General features: G+C 67.3%; 29 protein-coding genes and 1 riboswitch. Of the genes, 20 read left to right on the top strand and 9 right to left on the bottom strand.

Features of this window, described 5'->3' with window-relative positions; all coding sequences use genetic code 11:
* Window positions 1–33 precede the first annotated feature (33 nt).
* The 8 genes from mmsB to ACT3CF_RS13630 form a co-directional block, all read right to left on the bottom strand.
* Window positions 34–927, bottom strand: coding sequence for a 3-hydroxyisobutyrate dehydrogenase (gene mmsB / locus ACT3CF_RS13665; RefSeq protein ID WP_478424122.1), 894 nt, complete (start codon window positions 925–927; stop codon window positions 34–36).
* A gap of 91 nt (window positions 928–1,018) precedes the next feature.
* A complete protein-coding gene (locus ACT3CF_RS13660; protein ID WP_478423638.1) occupies window positions 1,019–1,795 on the bottom strand; it encodes an enoyl-CoA hydratase in 777 nt (258 codons plus the stop codon).
* Between the two features lie 111 nt (window positions 1,796–1,906).
* Window positions 1,907–2,950, bottom strand: coding sequence for an enoyl-CoA hydratase/isomerase family protein (locus ACT3CF_RS13655; RefSeq protein WP_478423637.1), 1,044 nt, complete (start codon window positions 2,948–2,950; stop codon window positions 1,907–1,909).
* A gap of 124 nt (window positions 2,951–3,074) precedes the next feature.
* Window positions 3,075–4,220, bottom strand: coding sequence for an acyl-CoA dehydrogenase family protein (locus ACT3CF_RS13650; RefSeq protein ID WP_478423635.1), 1,146 nt, complete (start codon window positions 4,218–4,220; stop codon window positions 3,075–3,077).
* Between the two features lie 298 nt (window positions 4,221–4,518).
* Window positions 4,519–5,307 carry an ABC transporter ATP-binding protein gene (locus ACT3CF_RS13645; RefSeq protein ID WP_478423633.1) on the bottom strand — a complete coding sequence of 263 codons (789 nt, stop codon included), beginning with the start codon at window positions 5,305–5,307 and terminating at the stop codon, window positions 4,519–4,521.
* Entirely contained in the window at window positions 5,298–6,269 is a 972-nt protein-coding gene (locus ACT3CF_RS13640; protein WP_478423631.1) for a FecCD family ABC transporter permease, read from the bottom strand. The genes ACT3CF_RS13645 and ACT3CF_RS13640 overlap by 10 nt, the downstream gene beginning before the upstream one ends.
* The gene (locus ACT3CF_RS13635) at window positions 6,269–7,102 is read right to left on the bottom strand and encodes an ABC transporter substrate-binding protein (protein ID WP_478423629.1); all 834 of its coding nucleotides are present in this window, start codon (window positions 7,100–7,102) and stop codon (window positions 6,269–6,271) included. The genes ACT3CF_RS13640 and ACT3CF_RS13635 overlap by 1 nt, the downstream gene beginning before the upstream one ends.
* The gene (locus tag ACT3CF_RS13630) at window positions 7,102–8,994 is read right to left on the bottom strand and encodes a TonB-dependent receptor plug domain-containing protein (RefSeq protein ID WP_478423627.1); all 1,893 of its coding nucleotides are present in this window, start codon (window positions 8,992–8,994) and stop codon (window positions 7,102–7,104) included. The genes ACT3CF_RS13635 and ACT3CF_RS13630 overlap by 1 nt, the downstream gene beginning before the upstream one ends.
* A 124-nt stretch (window positions 8,995–9,118) precedes the next feature.
* Window positions 9,119–9,310: riboswitch (cobalamin riboswitch) on the bottom strand.
* A gap of 119 nt (window positions 9,311–9,429) precedes the next feature.
* On the opposite strand from ACT3CF_RS13630, the gene ACT3CF_RS13625 reads away from it, so the two are divergent.
* Window positions 9,430–10,767 (top strand): methyl-accepting chemotaxis protein, encoded by a 1,338-nt coding sequence (locus tag ACT3CF_RS13625; protein ID WP_478423625.1) that lies wholly within the window; start codon window positions 9,430–9,432, stop codon window positions 10,765–10,767.
* 48 nt (window positions 10,768–10,815) lie between these two features.
* Here ACT3CF_RS13625 and ACT3CF_RS13620 read toward each other — a convergent pair whose 3' ends face one another.
* Window positions 10,816–11,235, bottom strand: a complete 420-nt coding sequence (locus ACT3CF_RS13620; protein ID WP_478423623.1) for a bactofilin family protein — start codon at window positions 11,233–11,235, stop codon at window positions 10,816–10,818.
* A gap of 355 nt (window positions 11,236–11,590) precedes the next feature.
* Between ACT3CF_RS13620 and rpsL the strand changes: the two genes are divergently transcribed.
* From rpsL to rpsN, 19 genes are all read left to right on the top strand, one after another.
* Complete coding sequence (gene rpsL, locus ACT3CF_RS13615; RefSeq protein WP_478424121.1) at window positions 11,591–11,962, top strand: 30S ribosomal protein S12; 372 nt, start codon at window positions 11,591–11,593, stop codon at window positions 11,960–11,962.
* A 130-nt stretch (window positions 11,963–12,092) separates the two neighbouring features.
* Window positions 12,093–12,563, top strand: coding sequence for a 30S ribosomal protein S7 (rpsG, locus tag ACT3CF_RS13610; protein WP_478423621.1), 471 nt, complete (start codon window positions 12,093–12,095; stop codon window positions 12,561–12,563).
* Window positions 12,564–12,629: 66 nt separating this feature from the next.
* Window positions 12,630–14,723 (top strand): elongation factor G, encoded by a 2,094-nt coding sequence (fusA, locus tag ACT3CF_RS13605; RefSeq protein ID WP_478423618.1) that lies wholly within the window; start codon window positions 12,630–12,632, stop codon window positions 14,721–14,723.
* An 80-nt stretch (window positions 14,724–14,803) separates the two neighbouring features.
* Window positions 14,804–15,994 (top strand): elongation factor Tu, encoded by a 1,191-nt coding sequence (gene tuf, locus ACT3CF_RS13600; protein WP_478423616.1) that lies wholly within the window; start codon window positions 14,804–14,806, stop codon window positions 15,992–15,994.
* A gap of 263 nt (window positions 15,995–16,257) precedes the next feature.
* Window positions 16,258–16,569 carry a 30S ribosomal protein S10 gene (gene rpsJ, locus ACT3CF_RS13595; protein ID WP_029936463.1) on the top strand — a complete coding sequence of 104 codons (312 nt, stop codon included), beginning with the start codon at window positions 16,258–16,260 and terminating at the stop codon, window positions 16,567–16,569.
* Window positions 16,570–16,847: 278 nt separating this feature from the next.
* Window positions 16,848–17,603: a 50S ribosomal protein L3 gene (gene rplC, locus ACT3CF_RS13590; RefSeq protein ID WP_478423614.1), complete on the top strand. Its 756-nt coding sequence runs from the start codon at window positions 16,848–16,850 to the stop codon at window positions 17,601–17,603.
* 2 nt (window positions 17,604–17,605) lie between these two features.
* Window positions 17,606–18,229 (top strand): 50S ribosomal protein L4, encoded by a 624-nt coding sequence (gene rplD / locus ACT3CF_RS13585; protein ID WP_478423612.1) that lies wholly within the window; start codon window positions 17,606–17,608, stop codon window positions 18,227–18,229.
* A complete protein-coding gene (locus tag ACT3CF_RS13580; RefSeq protein WP_478423610.1) occupies window positions 18,222–18,533 on the top strand; it encodes a 50S ribosomal protein L23 in 312 nt (103 codons plus the stop codon). Before rplD ends, ACT3CF_RS13580 begins: the two co-directional genes overlap by 8 nt.
* Window positions 18,534–18,537: 4 nt before the next feature.
* Entirely contained in the window at window positions 18,538–19,374 is an 837-nt protein-coding gene (rplB, locus tag ACT3CF_RS13575; protein WP_478423608.1) for a 50S ribosomal protein L2, read from the top strand.
* Window positions 19,375–19,379: 5 nt separating this feature from the next.
* Complete coding sequence (rpsS, locus tag ACT3CF_RS13570) at window positions 19,380–19,658, top strand: 30S ribosomal protein S19 (RefSeq protein ID WP_476227014.1); 279 nt, start codon at window positions 19,380–19,382, stop codon at window positions 19,656–19,658.
* Window positions 19,658–20,035: a 50S ribosomal protein L22 gene (rplV, locus tag ACT3CF_RS13565; RefSeq protein WP_478423606.1), complete on the top strand. Its 378-nt coding sequence runs from the start codon at window positions 19,658–19,660 to the stop codon at window positions 20,033–20,035. Before rpsS ends, rplV begins: the two co-directional genes overlap by 1 nt.
* Window positions 20,035–20,742: a 30S ribosomal protein S3 gene (gene rpsC, locus ACT3CF_RS13560; protein ID WP_478423605.1), complete on the top strand. Its 708-nt coding sequence runs from the start codon at window positions 20,035–20,037 to the stop codon at window positions 20,740–20,742. Before rplV ends, rpsC begins: the two co-directional genes overlap by 1 nt.
* Before the next feature lie 17 nt (window positions 20,743–20,759).
* The gene (gene rplP, locus ACT3CF_RS13555; RefSeq protein WP_478423604.1) at window positions 20,760–21,191 is read left to right on the top strand and encodes a 50S ribosomal protein L16; all 432 of its coding nucleotides are present in this window, start codon (window positions 20,760–20,762) and stop codon (window positions 21,189–21,191) included.
* 5 nt (window positions 21,192–21,196) lie between these two features.
* Window positions 21,197–21,400 carry a 50S ribosomal protein L29 gene (gene rpmC / locus ACT3CF_RS13550; protein WP_478423602.1) on the top strand — a complete coding sequence of 68 codons (204 nt, stop codon included), beginning with the start codon at window positions 21,197–21,199 and terminating at the stop codon, window positions 21,398–21,400.
* Between the two features lie 11 nt (window positions 21,401–21,411).
* Window positions 21,412–21,672 (top strand): 30S ribosomal protein S17, encoded by a 261-nt coding sequence (rpsQ, locus tag ACT3CF_RS13545; RefSeq protein ID WP_478423600.1) that lies wholly within the window; start codon window positions 21,412–21,414, stop codon window positions 21,670–21,672.
* Window positions 21,673–21,820: 148 nt separating this feature from the next.
* A complete protein-coding gene (gene rplN / locus ACT3CF_RS13540) occupies window positions 21,821–22,189 on the top strand; it encodes a 50S ribosomal protein L14 (RefSeq protein ID WP_478423599.1) in 369 nt (122 codons plus the stop codon).
* Window positions 22,189–22,506, top strand: a complete 318-nt coding sequence (gene rplX / locus ACT3CF_RS13535) for a 50S ribosomal protein L24 (protein ID WP_478423597.1) — start codon at window positions 22,189–22,191, stop codon at window positions 22,504–22,506. The genes rplN and rplX overlap by 1 nt, the downstream gene beginning before the upstream one ends.
* Window positions 22,499–23,077: a 50S ribosomal protein L5 gene (gene rplE, locus ACT3CF_RS13530; RefSeq protein WP_478423595.1), complete on the top strand. Its 579-nt coding sequence runs from the start codon at window positions 22,499–22,501 to the stop codon at window positions 23,075–23,077. Before rplX ends, rplE begins: the two co-directional genes overlap by 8 nt.
* A gap of 19 nt (window positions 23,078–23,096) precedes the next feature.
* Window positions 23,097–23,402 carry a 30S ribosomal protein S14 gene (gene rpsN, locus ACT3CF_RS13525; RefSeq protein WP_010545733.1) on the top strand — a complete coding sequence of 102 codons (306 nt, stop codon included), beginning with the start codon at window positions 23,097–23,099 and terminating at the stop codon, window positions 23,400–23,402.
* The last annotated feature ends 1 nt before the right edge of the window (window position 23,403 follow it).

Below are 23,403 nucleotides of genomic sequence, written 5' to 3'. Positions count from 1 at the left end.
GGGGCGCCCCGGGCGGCCATCGTTCCTCAATCGTTACCGGCGCGCGGCGAGCATCCGGATGATGCCCGAAAAATCGGTGGCCGCGCCGCCTTCGTCCTTGGCGAAACGCTGGTAGAGTTCGGCTGCGCGCGCGCCCATCGGCGTGTCGGCGCGCACGCTGTCCGCAGCCTCCATCGCCAGCCGCAGGTCCTTCAGCATCAGCGCGGCGGCGAAGCCGCCCTGATAGTCGCGGTCGGCGGGCGTCTCGGGGCCGACGCCCGGCACCGGACAATAGCTCGTCATCGACCAGCTCTGCCCCGAACTCACCGACGCGATGTCGTAAAAGACCTGGGGGTCGAGCCCCAGCCGTTCGGCGAGCACGAAAGCCTCGCATGTCGCCACCATCGTCGCGCCGAGCAGCATGTTGTTGCAGATCTTCGCCGCCTGGCCTGCGCCCGGTCCGCCGGCATGGATCACCGCCTTGCCCATATCGGCCAGGAAAGGCTCGGCACGGGCAAAGGCCGCCGCGCTGCCGCCGACCATGAAGGTCAGCGTACCCGCATTGGCTGCCGCGATCCCGCCAGACACGGGGGCGTCGACCGCTGCCAGCCCGCGGGCGGTTGCCGCCTCGCCCATGCGTCGCGCAGTCACCACGTCGATCGTCGAACAGTCGATCAGCACCGCACCCGGCTCGGCGCCCGGAAACACGCTTTCCTCGTACACGCTCTCGACGTGCCGTCCGGCGGGCAGCATCGTGACGATCGCCTCGGCCCCGCGGATCGCGTCGGCGGCATTGTCGGCGGGAAGGCAACCTGCGGCGCGCGCGCGCTCCAGCGCCTCGGGCGACAGGTCGAACGCGCGGACGTCATGTCCGGCGCGGGCCAGGTTCGCGGCCATGCCGCCGCCCATATTTCCCAGCCCGATGAATGCGATTCGTGCCATCTTGATCCTCTCCTGCAAGTGCGGGAACGGCGGGGGCGCGGCCGTTGCCCGGCCGTCTTCCCCCGCGCTTTCCCGTGCCGTCCGGCGGACGGAGCGCTCAGCGCCCCGTCCAGTTCCCCGGACGCTTTTCGATGAATGCGGCCATGCCTTCCTTCTGGTCGGCGGTGCCGAACAGCGCGTGGAACAGCCGGCGTTCGAACAGAATACCCTGGCTCAGCGTCGTCTCGAACGCGGCATTGACCATTTCCTTGTTCGCCTTGACGCCCAGCGGCGGCATCCCGGCGATCTGCGCCGCGGTCTTCACCGCTTCCTCGACCAGTTCGGCCGCGGGGATGATCCGGCTCACCAGCCCGGCGCGTTCGGCTTCCACGGCATCCATCATCCGGCCGGTGAGGCACATCTCCATCGCCTTGGCCTTGCCCACGGCGCGCGTCAGCCGCTGCGAGCCGCCCATGCCCGGCGAAACGCCCAGCTTGACCTCGGGCTGGCCGAACTTGGCGGTCTCGGCCGCGAGGATGAAGTCGCACATCATCGCCAGTTCGCAGCCGCCGCCCAGCGCATAGCCGGCAACGGCCGCGATGATCGGCTTGCGCGTCGCGGTCACGTGCTCATAGCCGCCGAAGAAGTTGGTGCCGAACATGTCGGCAAAGCTTTTTTCCGACATCTCCTTGATGTCGGCGCCCGCGGCGAACGCCTTTTCGCTGCCGGTAATCACCGCGCAGCCCTGGCTCGCATCGGCGTCATAGGCGGCGAGCGCCGCTGTCAGCTCGGCGAGCACCTGGCTGTTGAGCGCGTTGAGCGCCTTGGGCCGGTTGAGCGTGATCAGCGTCACCGCGTCGCGCCGTTCGACAAGGATGGTTTCGTAATCGGTCATCGGTTGCTCCTTCGCCGTCACCCCAGCCCAAAGCGGGGCGGTTTGTCCATAGGCGGGGTGGGCATGGCATGGCGATGTTGCCGCCATGGTGCGCCGCGCCCCCCGCTATGGTCAGGCGGGCTGCCACGCCTCCGCTGCGGGCAGCGGGGCAAAGATCCGGTCGATCTGCGCGTCGGTCACGCCCTCGGCCGTTGATGGCGACCAGCGCGGCTTGTTGTCCTTGTCCAGGATCACGGCGCGCACGCCCTCGATGAAATCGGGCAGCATCGCGACGCGGCACGCGACCGCATATTCCTGGCGCATCTCTGCGGCAAAGTCGGGCATCGCGCGCGCCTCGGCGAGCAGCCGCAGCGAAACCTTGCACGCCTGGGGCGACTTCGTGCGCAGCCCCGCCAGCTGCGCTTGCGCCCATTCGCTGTCGTCGGCGGCCAGATCGGCCAGGATCGCCTCCAGCGTTTCGCCCGCGAACAGCCGGTCGATCCGTTCGCGTTCTGCCAGGATCGGGGCCGCTCCCGGCTCGACCGCGTGGCGGGCCAGCACCGTCTCGATCGCTTCCGGATCGGCCATGATCCCGGCCTTGGCGGCTTCGACCGCGTCGGCCGGGACGAAGTGCGTCGCCAGCCCCAGCGCCAGGCATTCGGCGCCGTTCAGCCGCGCACCGGTCAGCGCGATGAACGCGCCCAGCCGGCCGGGCAGGCGCGACAGGTACCAGCCGCCGCCGACATCCGGGAACAGGCCGATTCCCGTCTCTGGCATGGCAAAGCGCGTCGCCTCGGTCGCCACGCGATAGCGCGCGGGCATCGCGATGCCGACGCCGCCGCCCATCGTGATCCCGTCCATGAACGCCACCACGGGCTTGGGAAAGGTGAACAGCGCGTGGTTCATCTGATATTCGGTGCGGAAGAAGGTCCGCGCCCCGACGCCGTCGCTCGCACCGCTCTCGGCGATCATGCGAATGTCGCCGCCCGCGCAAAAGCCGCGGCCTTCGGCATGGTCGAGCACCACCGCGCGCACGGCGGGATCGTCGCGCCACTGCGTCAGCGCGGCGAGCATCGCGGCGCACATCGGCGTGTTGAGCGCGTGGATCGCGCGCGGGCGGTTGAGGCGGATGCGCGCCACCGGCGGCTGCGGCTGGATCAGGACGTCATCGGTCATCGGGCGGGCCTTCTTGCGAAAAGGGGGGAGGGCTGAAGCGATCGGACGGCGATTCGCATGCGCGCCGGCACGGGACAAGCGCGGCGGGGCAGACGTGCCGCCGTCTCCGTACCCGCGCCGGGGATCAGTCGCGCAACAGGTCGCGGCCGACGATCATCCGCATCACCTGGTTGGTGCCTTCCAGGATCGAATGGACGCGCAGGTCGCGCCAGAACCGCTCGATCGGATAATCCATCAGATAGCCATAGCCGCCGTGCAGCTGGAGCGCCCGGTCGGCCACCGCCGAGCCCGTGTCGGTCGCAAGCCGTTTGGCCATGGCGGCAAAGCGCGTGCGGTCGGGCGCGCCTGCGGTCACCTTGGCAGCGGCGAGGTAGAGCAGCGCGCGCGCCGCCTGCAATTCGGTCTCCATGTCGGCGAGCATGAACTGCGTGTTCTGGAACTCGGCGATCGCCTTGCCGAACTGGTGCCGGTCGCGCGTATAGGCGATCGCCTCGTCAAGGCAGCGCTGCGCGCCGCCCAGCGAGCAGGCGCCGATGTTCAGCCGTCCGCCGTCGAGCCCCATCATCGCGATGCGAAAGCCCTCGCCCTCGGCGCCCACCATGTTCCCGGCCGGCACGCGGACATTGTCGAGGATCACCTGCGCGGTCGGCTGCGAATGCCAGCCCAGCTTGCGTTCCTGCGCGCCGAAGCTCACGCCCGGCATGTCCTTCTCGATGACCAGGCACGAAATGCCGCGCGGGCCGTCCTCGCCGGTGCGCACCATCGTCAGGTACAGGTCGTTCGCGCCGCCGCCCGAAATGAACTGCTTGGTGCCGCTCACCACCCAGTCGTCGCCGTCGCGCACCGCGCGCGTCTTGAGCGCCGCCGCGTCGGAACCCGAACCCGGCTCGGTCAGGCAATAGCTGGCGATCATGTCCATCGTGACGAGGCTGGGCAGATATTTGCCCTTCAGCGCGTCGCTGCCGAACCGGTCGATCATCCACGCCGCCATGTTGTGGATCGAGATGAAGGCGCTGGTCGACGGGCAGCCATAGGCCATCGCTTCCATGATCAGCGCGGCCTCCAGTCGGCCCAGCCCGATCCCGCCGCTCTCCTCGGCGACATAGATCGCGCCGAAGCCCAGTTCCGCGGCAGCCTTGATCGTGTCGCGCGGGAAGATGTGCTTCTCGTCCCATTCGGCGGCAAAGGGGGTGATCGCGTCGGCGGTGAACTTGCGCGCCATCTCCTGGATCGCGCGCTGGTCGTCGGTCAGGTCGAACGGGTGGGTCATGGGGTCTCCGCAAGGCCGGCACGAAGCTGTCCGGATTGGCATTGGCGAAGCACGAGCCGGGATGCGGCGATCCTGCCGACAGGCCGCGGCGCGGTGACTGCACGCCGAAAGACCGGTGACGCGGACGCCGCGCGCCGCACGTCGCGTGCGGGCACGATCGCGACCGCGCACGATCCTCTCCATCCTGCCTGGCCGGGTTCCCGTCCGGGCCCGACTCGTTCTTCTGTAATTTTGTTGCGCATGGCATAGCGCGACGCGCGTGTCAGCCCCCCGTTCGGACAGGCGCGCGAGTCGCGCCTCAGTCCGTCGCCGCGGCGACGCGGCCGATCGGAACGGGGAGCAGCCGGCCCTCGGCATCGCCGATCACCATCACCTCCACGCCGAATGCCTCGCGCAGCGGGCCGTGCGCCAATGCCGTCTGCGGCGGGCCAAAGGCGATCACGCGCCCTTCCTTCAACAGCAGCACCTCGTCGGCCGCGCGCGCCGCCTGGATGAGGTCATGGAGCACGATCACCACGCCCGTCCCCGTCGCGGCCAGCGCACGCAGCTGGTCGAGCACCGCCAGCTGGTGCACCGGGTCCAGGCTCGCCAGCGGCTCGTCGGCGAGCAGCCAGTGCGGTTCGCCCGCCAGCACGCGCGCCAGCAACACGCGGGCGCGCTCGCCGCCCGAAAGCTGGTCGACAGTGCGGGTCTGTAGGCTGTCGGTCGCCGTCGCGGCGAGTGCGGTGTCGATCGCCGTGCTGTCTGCCTCGTCCGGCGCGACGAAGGGCGCGCGGTGCGGCAACCGCCCCAGCGCGACCAGTTCGCGCACCCCCAGGTTCCAGTGGACCGCCGCGTCCTGCGGCAGATAGCCGATCCGCTGCGCCCGTTCGCGCGGGCTCAACCGGCTGACCAGCCTGCCGCCCAGGCGCACCTGCCCGCCATCGGGGTCGCGCAGGCCTGCCATCGTGCGCAGCAGCGTCGATTTGCCCGACCCGTTCGGGCCCAGGATCGCCGTCACCCGGCCGGGGCGAAACAGCGCGTCGACGCCGTGCAGCACCGTCCGGCCGCGCAGGCGGACTTCCAGCTTGGTAACGCTCAGATCCATGCCGACCGCCGCATTTTCAACAAAAGGGCAAAGAAGAAGGGCGTGCCGATCAGCGCCATCGCGACGCCCAGCCGCACCTCGCTCGCGCCGGGGGCCAGCCGCACCAGGCTGTCCGCCGCGAGCACCAGCGCCGCGCCGCCCAGCGCGCTCGGCACCAGCAATGCGCTCGGTCGTGCGCCGGCGAGCGGTCGCATCAGGTGCGGCACGATCATGCCGACAAAGCCGACCACGCCCGTCACCGCCACGCTCGCGCCGACGATCAATGCGGTGCCGGTGACGACGAGCAGTTGCAGCTGCGTGAGATTGACGCCCATCGAACGCGCCGCATCCTCGCCCAGCGACAGTGCGTCGAGTGCGCGTCCCGTCGCCAGCAACAGTATCGATCCCGCCGCGATGCACGGCAGCGCGAGCTGCGCCTCGGCAAAGCTGCGGTCGGTCAGCGCTCCCATGATCCAGTCGATCACCTCGGCCGTCGCGAACGGGTTGGGCGCGATCGAGATCAGGAATGCGGTGAGCGCGCCCGAAAGGCTCGCGAGCACCGTTCCGGCCAGGATCAGCGCCACCGCGCCCCCCGCGCGCCAGGCGAGCAGCGCCAGCAGCGCAAGTGCCGCCCCCGCGCACAGCATCGCCGCGACGAACAGGGGCAGGGGGGTGGTCACGCCCGCCAGCACGATCGCCGCGACCGCGCCCAGCGCCGCGCTCGATGAAACGCCCAGTACCGCCGGGTCGGCCAGCGGGTTGCGCAGATAACCTTGCAGCACCGCGCCGCTCAGCCCTAGTCCGGCGCCGATAGCGAGCCCCAGCAGCGCGCGCGGCAGGCGCAGTTCGGCGATGATGAACCACCGCGGATCATGGCTGAACCAGGCGGCGGCGGGCACCCACACCTTGCCGGCGGCGAGTGAGGCGACGAACAGCAGCGCGACCGCGCCCGCCAGCGCGGCGATCAGTCCGGCCCGGCGCATCACCGCACCTCCCGCCGGATCTGCGCGAGCCGGTCGAGCGCGCGCGCGATCACCGGACCGCCGCAATTGACCAGCGTGCGGTCGAAGCGCGCCTGGACGACGGGCGCCCCCGATCGTGCGACCGCCCATTCGCGCAGCGCCGCCGCGCGCGACCCGGCGGCCCGCCCGGGCGGCTCGGGCGCCATCATCACGCGCGGCGGGTCTGCGATGACGCGCTCGGCCGACAGATAGCCGGTGTGCATCAGCCCATAATGCGCGGCATGGTCGGAAAAGCCGGCCTGCGTCATCATCTCGTCGAGCAACGTGCCCCCTCCGCTCACCAGGTTGCCGCCGATCCACAACAGCGCGGGCACCGGCGGCCCGGCGTCGCGCGCGGCGGCGCGGGCACGCGCCTCGGCCGCCTCGATTCGCGCGACGATCGCCTCGCCGCGTGCCTGCGCGCCCGTGGCGGCCGCGATCTCGCGTACATCGGCGATACTCCCCGCGATCGTGGCCGGCATGCCGACATACAGCGTGCGCAGCCCGGCGCGGGCATAGGCCTCGCGCGTCGCCGGCGGGGTGAAACGGCTCGCGATCACCAGGTCGGGGCGCATCGCGATGATTTCTTCGGCGGTGCCGCGATTGGCGCGGAACCGTGCCGCGACCGCGGGCGGGATCGAGCTCGCCGCCGGGTCGTGCGAATAATGGCTGATCGCGGCGATCCGCTCGGGCGCGACCAGTTCGACCAGCACCGCGTCGGCGCACGGGTTCGTCGAGACGATTCCGCCGCCGCGCGGGGCCGGCGCCGCCGCGCATCCGGCTGCGATCAGGCAGAGGAGCGCGGCGGCACGCATCAGTTGAGCCGCAGCCGGACGCCGCCGAACGCGGTGCGGCCCTGGGTGCCGTACCCGCGAACCACGGTATAGCCGCGGTCGAACAGGTTATCGACGCGGCCGAACAGCTCGACCTGGCGTGTCAGCGGCACCGAGCCGCGGATGCCGACGAGCGTATAGCCGTCGAGCTTGTAGCTGTTCGCGGCATTGTCGAAGCTGTCGCCGACCATCAGCAGCGTCGCGCCCAGGCTCGGTCCCCCCTCGCCGAAGCGATAGTCGGCCGAAAGGCTGCCGATGTCGTTGGGCCGCCGCGCCAGGTCTTTGCCGAAATTGGCGTCGTTCGAACGGTTCTGCGCATTGAGGTGCGTATAGCTCGCACGCAGCGTCAGCGCGGTGACAGGATTGGCTTCCAGTTCGAGCTCGACGCCGCGCGTGCGCGACTTGGCGATGTTGAAATATCTGTAGGTGCGCGGATCGAAGTCGATCTGGTTCTCGGTGTCGCGCTGGAACCAGGTCACGCCGGCCCGGATGTTGCCCGGCAGCGTCTGGCGCACGCCCGCCTCGAAGCTCTCGGCGGTTTCGGGCTTCAGCGTCGCCAGGCCATAGTCGCTGAACCGCTGGTACAGCGTCGGCGCCTTGAACCCGTCGCCATAGCTTGCGTGCAGCACCGTTCCCGTGCCGACGCGCAGCGCGGCGTTGCCGTTCCACGTCCAGTGGTTGCCGAAACCGCTGTGATCGTCGTTGCGCACGCCCGCGCTCAGCGTCAGCGCCTCGACCGGGGTCAGGATCGCCTCGCCGTAAAAGCTGGTGATGTCCTGGCTCTTGCTCAGCTTGCTCTGGTCGAAATAGCGGCTGGTCTCGTGCTCCGCCCCTGCGATCAAGCGCAGCATCCCCAGCGTCGCGTCGCCCTGATAGGCATAGCGTTCGCTGCGGCCGCGATAGGAATAGAGCGGCGCGCTGCCCGTCGCCGGGTCGTAATTGTCGCGGTTGACGTCGGCGATCGTGAACGACACCCGGTGCTTGACCGGGCCGGTCACGGCATTGAGCCCGGCATAGCCATAGACTTCCTGGATCGTCGAATATTCGGCCGTGTCGGCAAAGCTGTAGCTCGGCGCCGGGAAGCCGTCGAGTTCGACCTTCGAATGCGCGTAATAGGCGCGCAGGTCGGCCTCGAGCCCGTCGATGATCTTCACGGTCAGCCGCCCGGTCGCACCGAACTGGCGATAGCCGTCCTTTTCGGTGCCGACGGCGGCCTGCGAAATGCCGTCGGTGCGGAAATAGCCGGCGGTCACCGCGCCCTGCACGCGGTCGTTGCCCGCCGCGACCGCGCCGGTGGTGCTCACCTGGTTGGCGCTGCCATATTCGGCCGATGCGCGCGCGGCGAGACCGTTGACCGGCTGCTGGGTGACGACGTTGACGACGCCGCCGATCGCCTGGCTTCCCCATGCGACGGCATTGGCACCGCGCAGCACCTCGACACGCTCGATCGAACTGGTGAGCAGGTTGCCGAAATCGAAGCCGCCGCCCGGCTGCGAGGGATCGTTCACGCGCACGCCGTCGATCAGCACCAGCGTCTGGTCGCTCTCGGCGCCGCGGATGCGCAGGCTCGTCACCGAGCCGGGGCCGCCGTTGCGCGTTACCGAAACGCCCGCGGTCGTCGCCAGCAGGTCGGAGAGCGCCACCGTCTGGCGCTGCTCGATCTCGGCACGGTCGATCACCGTCACCGATCGCGCGGTCTCGTCGACCGGCTGCGACACGCCGCTCGCGACGACGACGATCGTGTCCGAATCGGCGCGCTCGGTCGCATCGTCGGCATTGGCGGGGGTGGGGGCGGCGGCGGGAAGCGCGGCGGCATGTCCCGGCAGGGGCAGCATCGCGGCGGTGGCAAGGAACAGGTAGTTGCGTATGGACACAGGCTTCAGACACCCTGAATCGGGGCCGCCGCCGGGGCATCGCTGCCCGCGCGTCGACCCTAGGTTTGGTGTCGCTCGCGCGGGGATTTCTCTCCCCGTTCGCCCGGTGCACCCCGCCCGCGCGAAGGAATCGACTGTGACCGGGCAGGTCTCCTGGCTCGCGGGTCATCGCTTCTGCGCGGCCTTCCCGGAGACTGGCTCCAGTGGCCCGTGATGCGCAGCGGCTCGCCGTTCACAGTTGCGGGGGCAGCCTCGGATTTCCACCGAGTTCCCTTTTCATCCCCTTTGGGGGGACACCCGTCACGCCGCCGTCTCTAGGCGGGCGCCGCCGGTGCCGCAATGGCGAAGATCGTCATCCCGCAGCCGCGCAGCTGTCGTATCACTGTCATCAACGGTAAGGGTGCCGTTTACCCTCCGGGCCTATCGCACTGCATCATGCGACCTGCCCAGCTAGCCGCCGCCGAACCGGTCCCGCCGACCCCGCCTGCCGCCTGTCCGGCGGACTGGCTCGATCCGGCCGAACTCGATCCGCCCGCGCTGATCCCGGGCGATTCGCTGTTCCGCGCGATCGAGGCGTTCAACGCCGACACCGAATTGCGGATGATGCCCGTGGTCGACGCCGATCGCCGTCCGCTCGGCGCGATCTTCGAAAAGGATCTGCGCCGGCTGCTGCTCAATCCGTTCGGTCATGCGCTGCTGCGCAACCCCAGCTACGGCCATGAAGTCGAACGCCATGTCCGTCCCTGTCCGGTGGCCGAGGTGACGGGCGATGTCGCCGCGCTGATCGCCACCTATCGCGCCGCGGCGGGGAGCGAGGGGATGATCCTCACCCGCGGCGGCCGGCTTCATGCGGTGATCGGCAACCGTCGCCTCGTCCATCTGGCTGCCGAGCATGAGCGCCGGGCCGCCCAGGCGCGGCTGGCGCGCGCCGACCGGATCGAGCGCGCCAGCGATGCCTTCGAGGCCGAGGTGGCGTCGCTGTCGAGCGCGCTCGGCATGCTTGCCGCCGCGCTGCAGGCCGACGCCCAGGGGGGCGCCGATCGTGCTGCCGACCTGGGCGACCGCGCGGTCGCGGTCGCGTCGGCCGCGTCGCAGACGCGCGACAACATGGCCGACATCGCCGTGCAGGGGCGGGCGCTCGCCGATTCGCTTCGCGCGATCCTCGGCGAAAGCGAGGCGGCGCGTTCGGCCGCGGCGCGTGCATCCGATCTGGTTGCCCAGGGCAGCGCGCGGACCCGCGAACTGCTCCGGGCTGCCCAGTCGATCGATTCGGTGATCGGCCTCATCAGCGAGATCGCGCGCCAGGTGAACCTCCTCGCGCTCAACGCGACGATCGAGGCCGCGCGGGCGGGCGAGGCGGGGCGGGGGTTCACCGTCGTCGCGAACGAGGTGAAACAGCTTTCGACCCAGACGGGCACCGCCGCCGCGCGCATCGCGGCGCACGTCGCCGACATCCGCCACGGCATCGACGCGGTGGCGCTGGGGCATGCCGAGGTCGAATCGGTCATCGGCGCGATGCTCCGGCTCGCCGGCGGCGTGCGCGGTGCGGTCGCCGAGCAGGAAGAGGCGACCAGCCGCATCGCCCGAAACGTCGACGAGACGCTTCAGGCCGCAACCGCGATCCGCCATGATGTCGAGGCGATCGGCGGCGCCTCGCGCGCCACCGCCGACGGGGCCACGGCGATGCGGACGATGGCCGAGCAGTTGCGCGAGGGCGCCGTCGCGCTGTCGGGCGCGTTCGACGCGTTCGTCGCGGAACTCCACCGCGCCTGACGCCGCGCGCCGCCGTTCAGCCGCACCCGGTTCAGCCCGCGCCGCCGGTCAGGCGTTGCCGCCGTCGGCGCCCGCACTCTCGCCCGCGGCGCCGACGCGCTTCAGCCGTCCGTCGACATGCCCACCCGATTCGATCGTGATCGCCTCATATTCGACGTCGCCGACGATCCGCGCGGTGCGCTCGACGGTCAGCGTCTTGGCGCGCACCGATCCTTCGATCGTGCCGGCGATCCGCGCGGTGTCGGCGGTGACGCTGCCGTTGATGCGGCTCCCCGCGCCCTGCGCCAGCGCGGCGCACGTCACGTCGCCCTCGACACGGCCGTCGATGTGAAGCTCCGATTCGGCCTGGATGTTGCCGGTGATCGACACGTCGCTGCCCAGCACCGAAAACATGGCGCTTCCCCGCGCGCCGCTTGCGCTCTGGCCCACGGCGGCGGTATCGCGCCCGCCGCGATTGCTGTTGAACATCCCCACTTCACCGGCGCCCCCCGGCGCCGCTCCCTTGCCCCTCGCGCCGCCATGGCGCGTCCGGGCGGCCGCCGCCTAGCATGAACCGCCGCGCCGCGGCACCATGCAAAAGGGCGTAGGGAGGGGCGTGCCCCGGCCGGCCCTGCCGCCAGCCCATTGACCCCTTGCCGCGCCGTCGCTATAGGCCGCGCGTTCCGCGAGGGGCCTCATGGGCCGAAAAGCCTTGTGGCGCATATATTGAGCTGAACGTTGCTGGAGACGCAATGGTCCGGGCGGCTTGAGGCCACCGGGGCCTTTTCGTGTTCTCTTGGTACAGGGCTCCAGCAAAGTAACCGTTTGAAAGGTGAAGGGCTTCATGCCGACGATCAACCAGCTGGTCCGCAAGGGCCGCGAACTGCAGAAGGTCAAGTCCAAGGTTCCTGCGATGGAGCAGAACCCGCAGAAGCGTGGCGTCTGCACCCGTGTCTACACGACGACTCCGAAGAAGCCGAACTCGGCACTTCGCAAGGTGGCCAAGGTCCGTCTGACCAACAGCCGCGAAGTCATCAGCTACATCCCCGGTGAGGGCCACAACCTTCAGGAGCACTCGGTGGTCCTGATCCGCGGCGGCCGTGTGCGCGACCTTCCCGGCGTGCGCTACCACGTCCTGCGCGGTGTGCTCGATACCCAGGGTGTCAAGGACCGCAAGCAGAGCCGCTCGAAGTACGGCGCCAAGCGTCCGAAGTGATCCCGCCGGGGGCGGGCGTTTTCGCCGTGTCGCCTGCGGGTGATCCGGCGCGTGCTCCAGCCCCCGTCCAGCGAAGCCAAAGTAAGCCCCGGACAGGTTCCGGACCAGCTGAAGAGTAAAGGAAAGTGCAATGGCGCGTCGTCGTCGTCCCGAAAAGCGGGAAATCCTGCCTGATCCCGTTTATGGCGATCAGGTTCTGTCGAAGTTCATGAACTCGGTGATGCTGGACGGTAAGAAGTCCGTCGCCGAAGCCATCGTCTATGGTGCGCTCACCACGATCGAGCAGCGCGCGAAGCGCGAGCCGATCGGCGTGTTCCATGACGCGCTCAACAACGTGAAGCCGGGCATCGAGGTCCGCAGCCGCCGCGTCGGCGGTGCGACCTACCAGGTTCCGGTCGAAGTTCGTCCGGAGCGTGCGCAGGCGCTGGCGATCCGCTGGCTGATCTCGGCCGCGCGCAACCGTTCGGAGCACACCATGGCTGCCCGCCTGTCGGGCGAGCTGATGGATGCCGCCAACAACCGCGGCAACGCGGTGAAGAAGCGCGAAGACACCCATCGTATGGCCGAGGCGAACCGCGCCTTCAGCCACTACCGCTGGTAAAAATCTTAACTATATCGTGGGGAGCCCGGGAAACCGGCTCCCCGCATCGCTAAGGAACCAACGATCATGGCCCGCAGCCATCCGCTCGAGCGCTACCGCAATATCGGCATCATGGCGCACATCGACGCCGGCAAGACGACGACGACCGAGCGTATCCTTTATTACACCGGCAAGTCCTACAAGATCGGCGAAGTCCACGAAGGCACGGCCACGATGGACTGGATGGAGCAGGAGCAGGAGCGCGGGATCACGATCACGTCGGCTGCCACCACCTGCTTCTGGCGCGCCAATGACGGTGAGGGCGAAGAGCACCGGATCAACATCATCGACACCCCCGGCCACGTCGACTTCACCATCGAAGTCGAGCGTTCGCTGCGCGTGCTCGACGGTGCGGTCGCGTGCTTCGACGGCGTCGCCGGCGTCGAGCCGCAGTCGGAAACCGTGTGGCGCCAGGCTGAGAAGTACAACGTGCCGCGCATGTGCTTCGTCAACAAGCTTGACCGCACCGGCGCGAACTTCGAACGCTGCGTCGAGATGATCAAGGACCGCCTGGGCGCGCGTCCGCTGGTCCTCTATCTCCCGATCGGCATCGAGAGCCAGTTCAAGGGCCTGGTCGACCTGGTGAACAACCGCGCGATCATCTGGCTCGAGGAGTCGCTGGGCGCGAAGTTCGAATATCGCGACATCCCCGAAGAGCTCAAGGAAGCCGCGGAAGCCGCGCGCCTGTCGCTCATCGAGGCCGCCGTCGAGCAGGACGACGCCGCGATGGAGAAGTTCTTCGAAGGCACCGAGCCGACCGCGGAAGAGCTCAAGAAGCTGATCCGCAAGGGCACGCTCAACTTCTCGTTCGTCCCCGTGCTGTGCGGTTCGGCGTTCAAGAACAAGGGCGTCCAGCCGCTGCTCGACGCGGTCATCGACTATCTGCCGAGCCCGCTCGACATTCCTGCGGTCCAGGGCGTCAAGCTCGACGGCGAGACGCAGGACGAGCGTCCGGCCGACGACAAGGCGCCGTTCTCGGCGCTCGCGTTCAAGATCATGAACGACCCGTTCGTCGGTTCGCTCACCTTCGCGCGCATCTACTCGGGCACGCTCGAGAAGGGCACCGTCCTGAACTCGGTGAAGGACAAGAAGGAAAAGATCGGCCGCATGCTGCTCATGCATGCGAACAACCGTGAGGACATCGACGTCGCCTATGCGGGCGACATCGTCGCCATCGCGGGCCTCAAGGAAACGACGACGGGCGACACGCTGTGCGCGCCGACCGCGCCGATCATCCTCGAGCGCATGGAATTCCCCGAGCCCGTGATCGAGCTGTCGGTGGAACCGAAGACCAAGGCCGACCAGGAAAAGATGGGCATCGCGCTCAACCGCCTGGCCGCCGAGGATCCCTCGTTCCGCGTGTCGACCGACCACGAATCGGGCCAGACGATCATCAAGGGGATGGGCGAACTCCACCTCGAGATTCTCGTCGACCGCATGAAGCGCGAGTTCAAGGTCGAGGCGAATGTCGGTGCGCCGCAGGTGGCGTATCGCGAATATCTCGCCAAGCCGGTCGAGGTCGATTACACCCACAAGAAGCAGTCGGGCGGTTCGGGCCAGTTCGGTCGCGTCAAGGTTCAGGTCAAGCCGGGCGAGCGTGGCTCGGGCTTCCAGTTCTTCGACGAGATCAAGGGCGGCAACATCCCGCGCGAATACATCCCGTCGGTTGAGAAGGGCTTCCGCGAAACCGCCGAGACGGGTTCGCTGATCGGCTTCCCGATCATCGACTTCGAAGTGCACCTGATCGACGGCGCGTATCACGACGTCGACTCGTCGGCACTCGCGTTCGAAATCTGCGCCCGCGGCGCGATGCGTGAAGTGGCCCAGAAGGCCGGCATCAAGCTGCTCGAGCCGATCATGAAGGTCGAGGTTGTCACCCCGGAAGATTATCTGGGCGACGTCATCGGCGACATGAACAGCCGTCGTGGCCAGATCCAGGGGACCGACACCCGCGGCAACGCTCAGGCGGTGACTGCGCTGGTGCCGCTGGCGAACATGTTCGGCTATGTGAACCAGCTCCGCTCGTTCACCCAGGGCCGTGCGCAGTACACCATGCAGTTCTCGCACTATGACGAGGTGCCCGCCAACGTCGCCGAGGAAGTGAAGGCAAAGCTGGCGTAATCCGAAAACAGCCGCTATGGGGCCGCGTTCTCGCGAGTCCCATGGCGGCACGGGAAACTGAATCAGAAGGTAGGAAGACAATGGCGAAGGCAAAGTTCGATCGCAGCAAACCGCACCTCAACATCGGCACCATCGGTCACGTCGACCATGGCAAGACGTCGCTGACCGCGGCGATCACCAAGGTGCTGGCTGAGGAAGGCCTCTCGGAGAAGGTCGACTTCGAAAACATCGACAAGGCGCCGGAAGAGCGTGAGCGCGGCATCACCATCTCGACCGCGCACGTCGAGTATGAGACCGCGAAGCGCCACTATGCGCACGTCGACTGCCCGGGTCACGCCGACTATGTGAAGAACATGATCACCGGCGCGGCGCAGATGGACGGCGCGATCCTGGTGGTGGCCGCGACCGACGGTCCGATGCCGCAGACCAAGGAGCACATCCTGCTCGCCCGTCAGGTCGGCGTGCCGACCATGGTCGTGTTCCTCAACAAGTGCGACCTGGTCGACGACCCCGAGATCCTCGAGCTGGTCGAGATGGAAATCCGCGAAGAGCTCTCGAAGCGCGACTTCGACGGTGACAACATTCCGATCATCCGCGGTTCGGCGACCTGCGCGCTCAACGGCACCGACGACAAGCTCGGCAAGGAAGCCATCCTGGCGCTCATGGCCGCTTGCGACGAATCGATCCCCGAGCCGGATCGTCCCCTCGACAAGCCGTTCATGATGCCGATCGAAGACGTGTTCTCGATCTCGGGTCGCGGCACCGTGGTGACCGGCCGTGTCGAAACCGGCATCATCAAGGTCGGTGAGGAAGTCGAGATCGTCGGCATCCACGACACCCGCAAGACCACCGTCACCGGCGTCGAAATGTTCCGCAAGCTGCTCGATCAGGGCCAGGCGGGCGACAACATCGGTGCGCTGCTCCGCGGCGTCGGCCGTGAAGAGGTCGAGCGTGGTCAGGTTCTGGCGAAGCCGGGCTCGATCAAGCCGCACACCGAGTTCAAGTCGGAAGTGTACGTCCTGTCGAAGGACGAGGGCGGCCGTCACACGCCGTTCTTCGCGAACTATCGTCCGCAGTTCTACTTCCGTACGACCGACGTGACCGGCACCGTCGAGCTGCCCGAGGGCACCGAGATGGTGATGCCGGGCGACAACATCGCCCTCGGTGTCAAGCTGATCGCGCCGATCGCTATGGACGTCGGCCAGCGCTTCACGATCCGCGAAGGCGGCCGCACCGTCGGTGCCGGCGTCGTCAGCGCGATCGACAAGTAAGAACGCCGCCGGCCCCGGCCGGCACGTTCGGAAAAAAACAGCCGCCCGGCACCCAAAAATGGGTGTCGGGCGGTTGCCTTTTTATGGGAGTGCCTGTAGGGCGCCCCCTTCGGTTTTGAGTTCAACACAGCAAGAGGCGGCCGTTCAGCCGCCGTCCCGGTTCGCCGGATCCATCGCGCCCCGTCGGGGGCAGGGCAGGGTCCGGTCGTTTCGCCAGGATGGCAGCAGGGTGCGCAGCCCCGCTCTTTCGCATCGGTAGGACCATGGAAACGCAGAATATCCGTATTCGCCTCAAGGCGTTCGATCATCGAGTGCTTGATCAGGCGACCGGCGACATCGCCGATACCGCCCGCCGCACCGGTGCCCTCATCCGTGGTCCGATCCCGCTTCCGACCAAGATCGAGAAGTTCACGGTCAACCGCGGCCCGCACATCGACAAGAAGTCGCGCGAGCAGTTCGAGGTCCGTACCTACAAGCGCATGCTCGACATCGTTCAGCCGACCCCGCAGACGGTCGACGCGCTGATGAAGCTCGACCTCGCCGCTGGCGTTGACGTCGAGATCAAGCTGGCCTAAAGCGCCGCCTTCCACGAGATTCGCGGCTCCCGTCACGGTGAGTCGCGTTGTTCCTCGACCGGACCGATCCCTGGTCCAGCGCAAGGAACCGAGCGCGCCGCGGGCGCACTCACCACGAAAAGGGATACCGCCGGGCTTTGCCCGGGTCTGCGTCCCCCGTCGTTTCCGCCCTCGGGCGGGAATTCAGCCCGGACGGGGGCTCGCATCACAATTTCGGGCTGAGGCACGCCCCCGGGGAAATCGTTCCTTCGGGGGCCTCTGTATAGGAGCAACTGGTCATGCGCACTGGCGTGATCGCTAAGAAGATGGGTATGACCCGCCTGTTTCAGGACGACGGCCGGCACGTTCCGGTGACCGTTCTGGCGCTGGAGGGGGTCCAGGTGGTTGCGCAGCGCACCGCCGACCGCGACGGTTATGTCGCACTGCAGATCGGCGCGGGCAGCGCCAAGGCCAAGAATGTCGCCAAGCCGCAGCGCGGCCACTTCGGCAAGGCCGAGGTGGAGCCGAAGGCGCAGCTGTGCGAGTTCCGCGTGGCCGAGGATGCGCTGCTCGACGTGGGTGCCGAGATTTCGGCGGACCACTTCATCGCCGGCCAGCTGGTCGACGTCTCGGGCCGTACCCAGGGTAAGGGTTTCGCGGGTGCCATGAAGCGTTGGGGCTTCGGCGGTCTGCGCGCCACGCACGGTGTGTCGGTTTCGCACCGCTCGCACGGTTCGACGGGTAACCGTCAGGATCCGGGCCGCGTCTTCAAGAACAAGAAGATGGCCGGTCACATGGGCGACCGCAACCGCACGCAGCAGAATCTGGAAGTGGTCGGCACCGATGCCGAGCGCGGCCTGATCTTCGTCAAGGGCTCGGTTCCCGGCCACAAGGGCAGCTGGCTGATCGTCAAGGACGCGGTCAAGGTCAACCGTCCGGCGGACGCGCCGTACCCGGCCGCGGTCAAGACCGCGCAGAACAACAACGATGCTCCCGCCAACACGCCCGCTCAGGACGTCGCCGCGGTTGAAGCGACCGAAGGCCAGGAGGGCTGAACGTGAAGGTCAAGGTTCAAACCCTCGACGCCGCCGAGAAGGGCGACATCGAGCTCAAGGACGAGATTTTCGGCCTGGAGCCCCGCGCTGACATCCTGCATCGCGTCGTGACCTGGCAGCTCGAAAATCGCCGCGCGCCTGCGCGTGCGACCCGCGAGCGTTCGGACGTTGCGCGTACGGGCAAGAAGTGGGGGCGTCAGAAGGGTGGTGGTACCGCTCGTCACGGCGATCGCCGCGCGCCGGTGTTCATCGGCGGTGGTAAGGCGCACGGTGCGCGTGCCCGCGTCTTCGAAGTCTCGCTGAACAAGAAGGTGCGTCAGCTCGGTCTCAAGATGGCGCTGTCGAGCCATGCCAAGGCCGGGTCGCTGATCGTGATCGAGGATCTCGCCTGCACGGTGAAGACCAAGTCGCTCAAGGGCCAGTTCGAGAAGCTCGGTTTCGGCCGCTCGGCGCTCGTGATCGATGGCGAGGCGGTGGAAGCCGGCTTCGCGCTCGCCGCTCGCAACCTGCCGCATGTGGACGTTCTCCCGGCGGTCGGTGCCAATGTCTATGACATCCTGAAGCACGACACGCTGGTCCTCACCCGCGCTGCCGTCGAGAAGCTGGAGGCGCGCTTCAATGGCTAAGAAGCAGAACGCGGCTGCGATCCGTCACTATGACGTGATCCTGGCGCCGCACATCACCGAGAAGTCGACGCTCGTCTCCGAAGCGAACGCGGTCGTGTTCAAGGTCGCGAACGATGCGACCAAGCCGGAGATCAAGGCGGCCGTCGAGGCGCTGTTCAACGTCAAGGTCACCGGCGTCAACACGATTGTCCAGAAGGGCAAGACCAAGCGCTGGAAGGGCGAGGCGTATCGCCGGTCCGACATCAAGAAAGCGATCGTGACGCTCGCCGAAGGCGACCAGATCGACGTGACGACGGGAATCTGAGGCAATGGCACTCAAGCACTATAATCCGACGTCGCCGGCCCGCCGCGGGCTGATCCTCGTCGACCGTGCGGCGCTGCACAAGGGCAGCCCGGTCAAGGCGCTGACCGAAGGCAAGCGCAAGACCGGCGGCCGCAACAACAAGGGCCACGTGACCTCGCGCGGCATCGGCGGCGGCCACAAGCAGCGTTACCGCATCATCGACTTCAAGCGTCGCAAGTTTGACGTCGAGGGCACGGTCGAGCGTCTCGAATACGATCCGAACCGCACCGCGTTCATCGCGCTGGTCAGCTATCCGGACGGCGAGCAGGCCTATATCCTCGCCCCGCAGCGCCTCGCGGCGGGCGACAAGGTGATCGCGGCCAAGAAGGCCGACGTGAAGCCGGGCAACGCGATGGAACTGGGCCAGATGCCGGTCGGCACCATCGTCCACAACCTGGAGATGAAGCCGGGCAAGGGCGGTCAGATCGCGCGTTCGGCGGGCACCTATGCGCAGATCGTCGGCCGCGACCGCGGCATGGTGATCGTCCGCCTGAACTCGGGCGAACAGCGTTACATCCACGCCGCCTGCATGGCGACGGTGGGTGCGGTGTCGAACCCGGACAACGCCAACCAGAACCTGGCGAAGGCCGGTCGCAACCGCTGGCTCGGCAAGCGTCCGCTCACCCGTGGCGTCGCGAAGAACCCGGTCGACCACCCGCACGGCGGTGGTGAAGGCCGCACCTCGGGCGGCCGTCATCCGGTCACCCCGTGGGGCAAGCCGACCAAGGGTGCGCGCACCCGCCACAACAAGGCGACGGACAAGATGATTATCCGTTCGCGTCACGCGAAGAAGAAGGGCTAAGCGAGATGGCTCGTTCGGTTTGGAAGGGTCCGTTTGTGGACCTCCACCTCCTGAAGAAGGCGGAAGCCGCGCAGGAACAGGGCACTCGCGCTGGTCCGATCAAGACCTGGTCGCGTCGTTCGACGATCCTGCCGCAGTTCGTGGGTCTGACGTTCAACGTCTATAACGGCCGCAAGTTCGTTCCGGTCTCGGTCAACGAGGACATGGTGGGCATGAAGCTGGGCGAATTCGCCCCCACGCGCTTCTTCCCCGGTCACGCCGCCGACAAGAAGGGTAAGCGCTAATGGGTAAGCAGGCAGCTCCGCGCCGCGTCGGCGAAAAGGAAGCGCTCGCGGTCGGCACCACGATCCGTGGTTCGGCCCAGAAGCTCAACCTCGTCGCCGGCCTGATCCGCGGCAAGAGCGCGGCGGACGCGATGAACATCCTCGCCTTCTCGAAGAAGGCGATGGCGGTCGATGCGCGCAAGGTGCTGGCGTCGGCCATCGCCAACGCCGAGAACAACCACAATCTCGACGTCGACGCGCTCGTCGTCGCCGAGGCGTCGGTCGGCAAGTCGATCACGATGAAGCGTTTCGCGACCCGCGGCCGCGGCAAGTCGACCCGCATCATCAAGCCGTTCAGCCGGCTGCGCATCGTCGTCCGCGAGCAGGAAGAAGCATAATGGGTCAGAAGAGCAACCCGATCGGCCTTCGCCTCCAGGTCAACCGTACCTGGGACAGCCGCTGGTTCGCCGAGGGCGCCGACTATGGCCGGCTCCTCATGGAGGACCTCAAGATCCGCAAGTTCATCCTCAAGACGCTGCCCCAGGCGGCGATCTCGAAGGTGGTGATCGAGCGTCCGGCCAAGCTGTGCCGCGTGTCGATCTTTGCGGCCCGCCCCGGTGTCATCATCGGCAAGAAGGGCGCGGACATCGAAAAGCTTCGCAAGAAGCTGTCGTCGATGACGTCGTCGGACGTGAGCCTGAACATCGTCGAGATCCGCAAGCCGGAAATCGACGCCAAGCTCGTCGCCCAGGGCGTCGCCGACCAGCTCGAGCGTCGTATCGCCTTCCGTCGCGCGATGAAGCGTGCGGTGCAGTCGGCGCTGCGTCTGGGTGCCGAAGGTATCCGGATCACCTGCGGCGGCCGTCTCGGCGGCGCCGAGATCGCGCGTACCGAATGGTATCGCGAGGGCCGCGTTCCGCTGCACACGCTGCGCGCGAACATCGACTATGCCGAGGCCGAAGCCCACACCGCCTATGGCGTGTGCGGCGTCAAGGTCTGGATCTTCAAGGGCGAGATCATGGGCCACGATCCCATGGCGCAGGATCGCCTGATGGTGGAGGCGCAGACCTCCGGCGTGCGCCCGGCGCGCGAAGATCGCCGCTAAGGAGCTAGGACAGAACCATGCTGCAACCGAAGCGCACCAAGTTCCGCAAGGCGCACAAGGGCCGCATCCACGGCGACGCCAAGGGCGGCACCAGCCTCAACTTCGGCTCGTACGGGCTGAAGGCGATGGCGCCGGAACGTATCACCGCGCGTCAGATCGAAGCGGCCCGCCGCGCGATCACCCGCCACATCAAGCGTCAGGGCCGTCTCTGGATCCGCATCTTCCCGGATGTGCCCGTGTCGTCGAAGCCCGCCGAAGTCCGAATGGGTTCGGGTAAGGGTTCGCCCGAGTTCTGGGTCGCCCGCGTCAAGCCGGGCCGCATCCTGTTCGAGCTCGACGGCGTTCCCGGCCCGCTCGCGGCCGAAGCGTTCGAGCGTGCGGCGATGAAGCTGCCGATCAAGACCAAGGTCGTGGCGCGTCTCGGCGACACGTCGCACCTGGAGGGTTGAGTAAGATGACCAAGGCAACCGACCTTCGGGCCCAGACCGACGACCAGCTCAACGAGGCGCTGGTCAACCTGAAGCGCGAGGCGTTCAACCTCCGCTTCCAGGCCGCCACGAGCCAGCTCGAGAAGCCGAGCCGTGTGCGTGAAGTCCGTCGCGACATCGCCCGTATCAAGACGCTGCAGAACGAGCGCTCGCGCTCGGCTGCGAAGTAAGGAAACGAACCATGCCGAAGCGCGTGCTGACGGGGCAGATCGTCTCCGACAAGACCGACAAGACGGTGGTGGTGCTGGTGGAGCGCAAGGTGAAGCACCCGCTCTATGGCAAGATCATCCGCCGCTCGAAGAAGTACCACGCCCATGACGAGGCGAACGAGTACAAGGCGGGCGAGACCGTGCGGATCGAGGAGACCGCGCCGATCTCGAAGCTGAAGACCTGGAAGGTGATCGAGCGGGTGAACACCCACGCGACGCCGAACAAGGGCTAAAAAATCGTCATCTCGGCTCTTGCCGAGAACTGCAGTTGCGGTCATAGGCCGCCGCTTTGGTGCCCCGGCCGATGAGGCCGGGGTGACGTATTAGAAACTGGAACCACCGGGCTCGTCCCGGCAGGCCAAACGAGAAGGAACCGGATCGATGATCCAGATGCAGTCCAATCTCGACGTCGCTGACAACAGCGGCGCGAAGCGGGTGCAGTGCATCAAGGTGCTGGGCGGCTCGAAGCGCCGCTTTGCCGGCGTTGGTGACGTTATCGTCGTCAGCGTCAAGGAAGCCGCGCCGCGCGGCCGCGTGAAGAAGGGCGACGTTCACCGCGCGGTGATCGTTCGTACCGCCAAGGACATCCGCCGCACCGACGGCTCGGTGATCCGTTTCGACGGCAACGCCGCCGTCCTGGTCAACAAGAACGAGGAGCCGATCGGCACCCGTATCTTTGGCCCGGTCGTCCGCGAGCTCCGCTCGAAGGGCTTCATGAAGATCATTTCGCTCGCGCCTGAGGTGCTGTGATGGCTGCTGCCAAGATCAAGAAGGGCGACCAGGTCATCGTCCTGTCCGGTAAGGACAAGGGCCGGACCGGTGAGGTCGTCAAGTCGCTGCCGAAGGAAGGCAAGGTCGTCGTGTCCGGCGTCAATGTCGCCGTGCGGCACAAGAAGCCGACCCAGACCAACCCGCAGGGTGGTCTCGAGCGTTCGGAAGCGCCGATGCATGTCTCCAAGGTCGCGCACGTGACCAAGGACGGCAAGCCCACCCGCGTTCGCTTCGAAGAGCGCGACGGCAAGAAGGTCCGTGTGGCCGTCAAGACCGGGGAGGTCATCAATGGCTGATAAGTACATCCCCCGCCTGAAGTCGAAGTACGACGCGGAAATCGCCAAGGCGATGACCGAGAAGTTCGGCTACAAGAACGTCATGGAAGTTCCGCGCATCGAGAAGATCGTGCTGAACATGGGCGTCGGCGAAGCCACGCAGGACAAGAAGAAGGTCGAGCAGGCCGCGGGCGAAATGGAGCTGATCGCTGGTCAGAAGCCGGTCGTCACCCGCGCCAAGAAGTCGATCGCGCAGTTCAAGCTGCGTGAAGGCATGCCGATCGGCTGCAAGGTGACGCTCCGTCGCGAGCGCATGTACGAGTTTCTGGATCGCCTGGTGACGATCGCGATGCCCCGCATCCGCGACTTCCGCGGCCTCAATCCGAAGTCGTTCGACGGCCGCGGCAACTACGCCATGGGCCTCAAGGAACAGCTCGTGTTCCCCGAGATCAACTATGACCGCATCGAAAAGGTGCGCGGCATGGACATCATCGTGACCACCACTGCGAAGACTGACGACGAGGCGCGCGAGCTCCTCCGTCTCTTCGGCTTCCCGTTCCCGAAGAACGACGAAGCGAAGCAGGCGGCGTAAGGAAGGAAGAACTTAAGTCATGGCGAAACTGAGTTCGATCAACAAGAACGAGCGTCGCAAGCAGCTGGTGAAGAAGTATGCCGGCAAGTATGCGAAGCTGAAGGCGATTGCGAACGACGAGAGCCTCGATGAGACCGAGCGTCTTATCGCGCGCCTCAAGATGGCCGAGATTCCCCGTAACGGGAACCCGACCCGCATTCGCAACCGGTGTGAGCTGACGGGTCGTCCCCGCGCTTATTACCGCAAGTTCCGTCTCGCACGTGTCATGCTGCGCGATCTGGCCAACAAGGGCCTGATCCCGGGTGTCACGAAGTCGAGCTGGTAAA

It is taken from the genome of Sphingomonas chlorellae, assembly GCF_056485145.1.
The sequence above is the reverse complement of the archived record's forward strand: the minus strand, read 5'-3'. Positions and strand labels throughout refer to the sequence as shown.

Coding starts and splice junctions, on each gene's coding strand:
- ACT3CF_RS13650 (WP_478423635.1), bottom strand. CDS start 4,220: ATGACCCACCCGTTCGACCTGACCGACGACCAGCGCGCGATCCAGGAG.
- rpmC (WP_478423602.1), top strand. CDS start 21,197: ATGACCAAGGCAACCGACCTTCGGGCCCAGACCGACGACCAGCTCAAC.
- rpsN (WP_010545733.1), top strand. CDS start 23,097: ATGGCGAAACTGAGTTCGATCAACAAGAACGAGCGTCGCAAGCAGCTG.
- ACT3CF_RS13655 (WP_478423637.1), bottom strand. CDS start 2,950: ATGACCGATGACGTCCTGATCCAGCCGCAGCCGCCGGTGGCGCGCATC.
- ACT3CF_RS13625 (WP_478423625.1), top strand. CDS start 9,430: ATGCGACCTGCCCAGCTAGCCGCCGCCGAACCGGTCCCGCCGACCCCG.
- rplP (WP_478423604.1), top strand. CDS start 20,760: ATGCTGCAACCGAAGCGCACCAAGTTCCGCAAGGCGCACAAGGGCCGC.
- rplE (WP_478423595.1), top strand. CDS start 22,499: ATGGCTGATAAGTACATCCCCCGCCTGAAGTCGAAGTACGACGCGGAA.
- rplB (WP_478423608.1), top strand. CDS start 18,538: ATGGCACTCAAGCACTATAATCCGACGTCGCCGGCCCGCCGCGGGCTG.
- rplX (WP_478423597.1), top strand. CDS start 22,189: ATGGCTGCTGCCAAGATCAAGAAGGGCGACCAGGTCATCGTCCTGTCC.
- rpsC (WP_478423605.1), top strand. CDS start 20,035: ATGGGTCAGAAGAGCAACCCGATCGGCCTTCGCCTCCAGGTCAACCGT.
- rplV (WP_478423606.1), top strand. CDS start 19,658: ATGGGTAAGCAGGCAGCTCCGCGCCGCGTCGGCGAAAAGGAAGCGCTC.
- rpsG (WP_478423621.1), top strand. CDS start 12,093: ATGGCGCGTCGTCGTCGTCCCGAAAAGCGGGAAATCCTGCCTGATCCC.
- rplN (WP_478423599.1), top strand. CDS start 21,821: ATGATCCAGATGCAGTCCAATCTCGACGTCGCTGACAACAGCGGCGCG.
- ACT3CF_RS13660 (WP_478423638.1), bottom strand. CDS start 1,795: ATGACCGATTACGAAACCATCCTTGTCGAACGGCGCGACGCGGTGACG.
- ACT3CF_RS13620 (WP_478423623.1), bottom strand. CDS start 11,235: ATGTTCAACAGCAATCGCGGCGGGCGCGATACCGCCGCCGTGGGCCAG.
- rpsQ (WP_478423600.1), top strand. CDS start 21,412: ATGCCGAAGCGCGTGCTGACGGGGCAGATCGTCTCCGACAAGACCGAC.
- rpsS (WP_476227014.1), top strand. CDS start 19,380: ATGGCTCGTTCGGTTTGGAAGGGTCCGTTTGTGGACCTCCACCTCCTG.
- rplC (WP_478423614.1), top strand. CDS start 16,848: ATGCGCACTGGCGTGATCGCTAAGAAGATGGGTATGACCCGCCTGTTT.
- rpsL (WP_478424121.1), top strand. CDS start 11,591: ATGCCGACGATCAACCAGCTGGTCCGCAAGGGCCGCGAACTGCAGAAG.
- ACT3CF_RS13635 (WP_478423629.1), bottom strand. CDS start 7,102: ATGCGTGCCGCCGCGCTCCTCTGCCTGATCGCAGCCGGATGCGCGGCG.
- ACT3CF_RS13580 (WP_478423610.1), top strand. CDS start 18,222: ATGGCTAAGAAGCAGAACGCGGCTGCGATCCGTCACTATGACGTGATC.
- fusA (WP_478423618.1), top strand. CDS start 12,630: ATGGCCCGCAGCCATCCGCTCGAGCGCTACCGCAATATCGGCATCATG.
- ACT3CF_RS13640 (WP_478423631.1), bottom strand. CDS start 6,269: ATGCGCCGGGCCGGACTGATCGCCGCGCTGGCGGGCGCGGTCGCGCTG.
- tuf (WP_478423616.1), top strand. CDS start 14,804: ATGGCGAAGGCAAAGTTCGATCGCAGCAAACCGCACCTCAACATCGGC.
- ACT3CF_RS13645 (WP_478423633.1), bottom strand. CDS start 5,307: ATGGATCTGAGCGTTACCAAGCTGGAAGTCCGCCTGCGCGGCCGGACG.
- rpsJ (WP_029936463.1), top strand. CDS start 16,258: ATGGAAACGCAGAATATCCGTATTCGCCTCAAGGCGTTCGATCATCGA.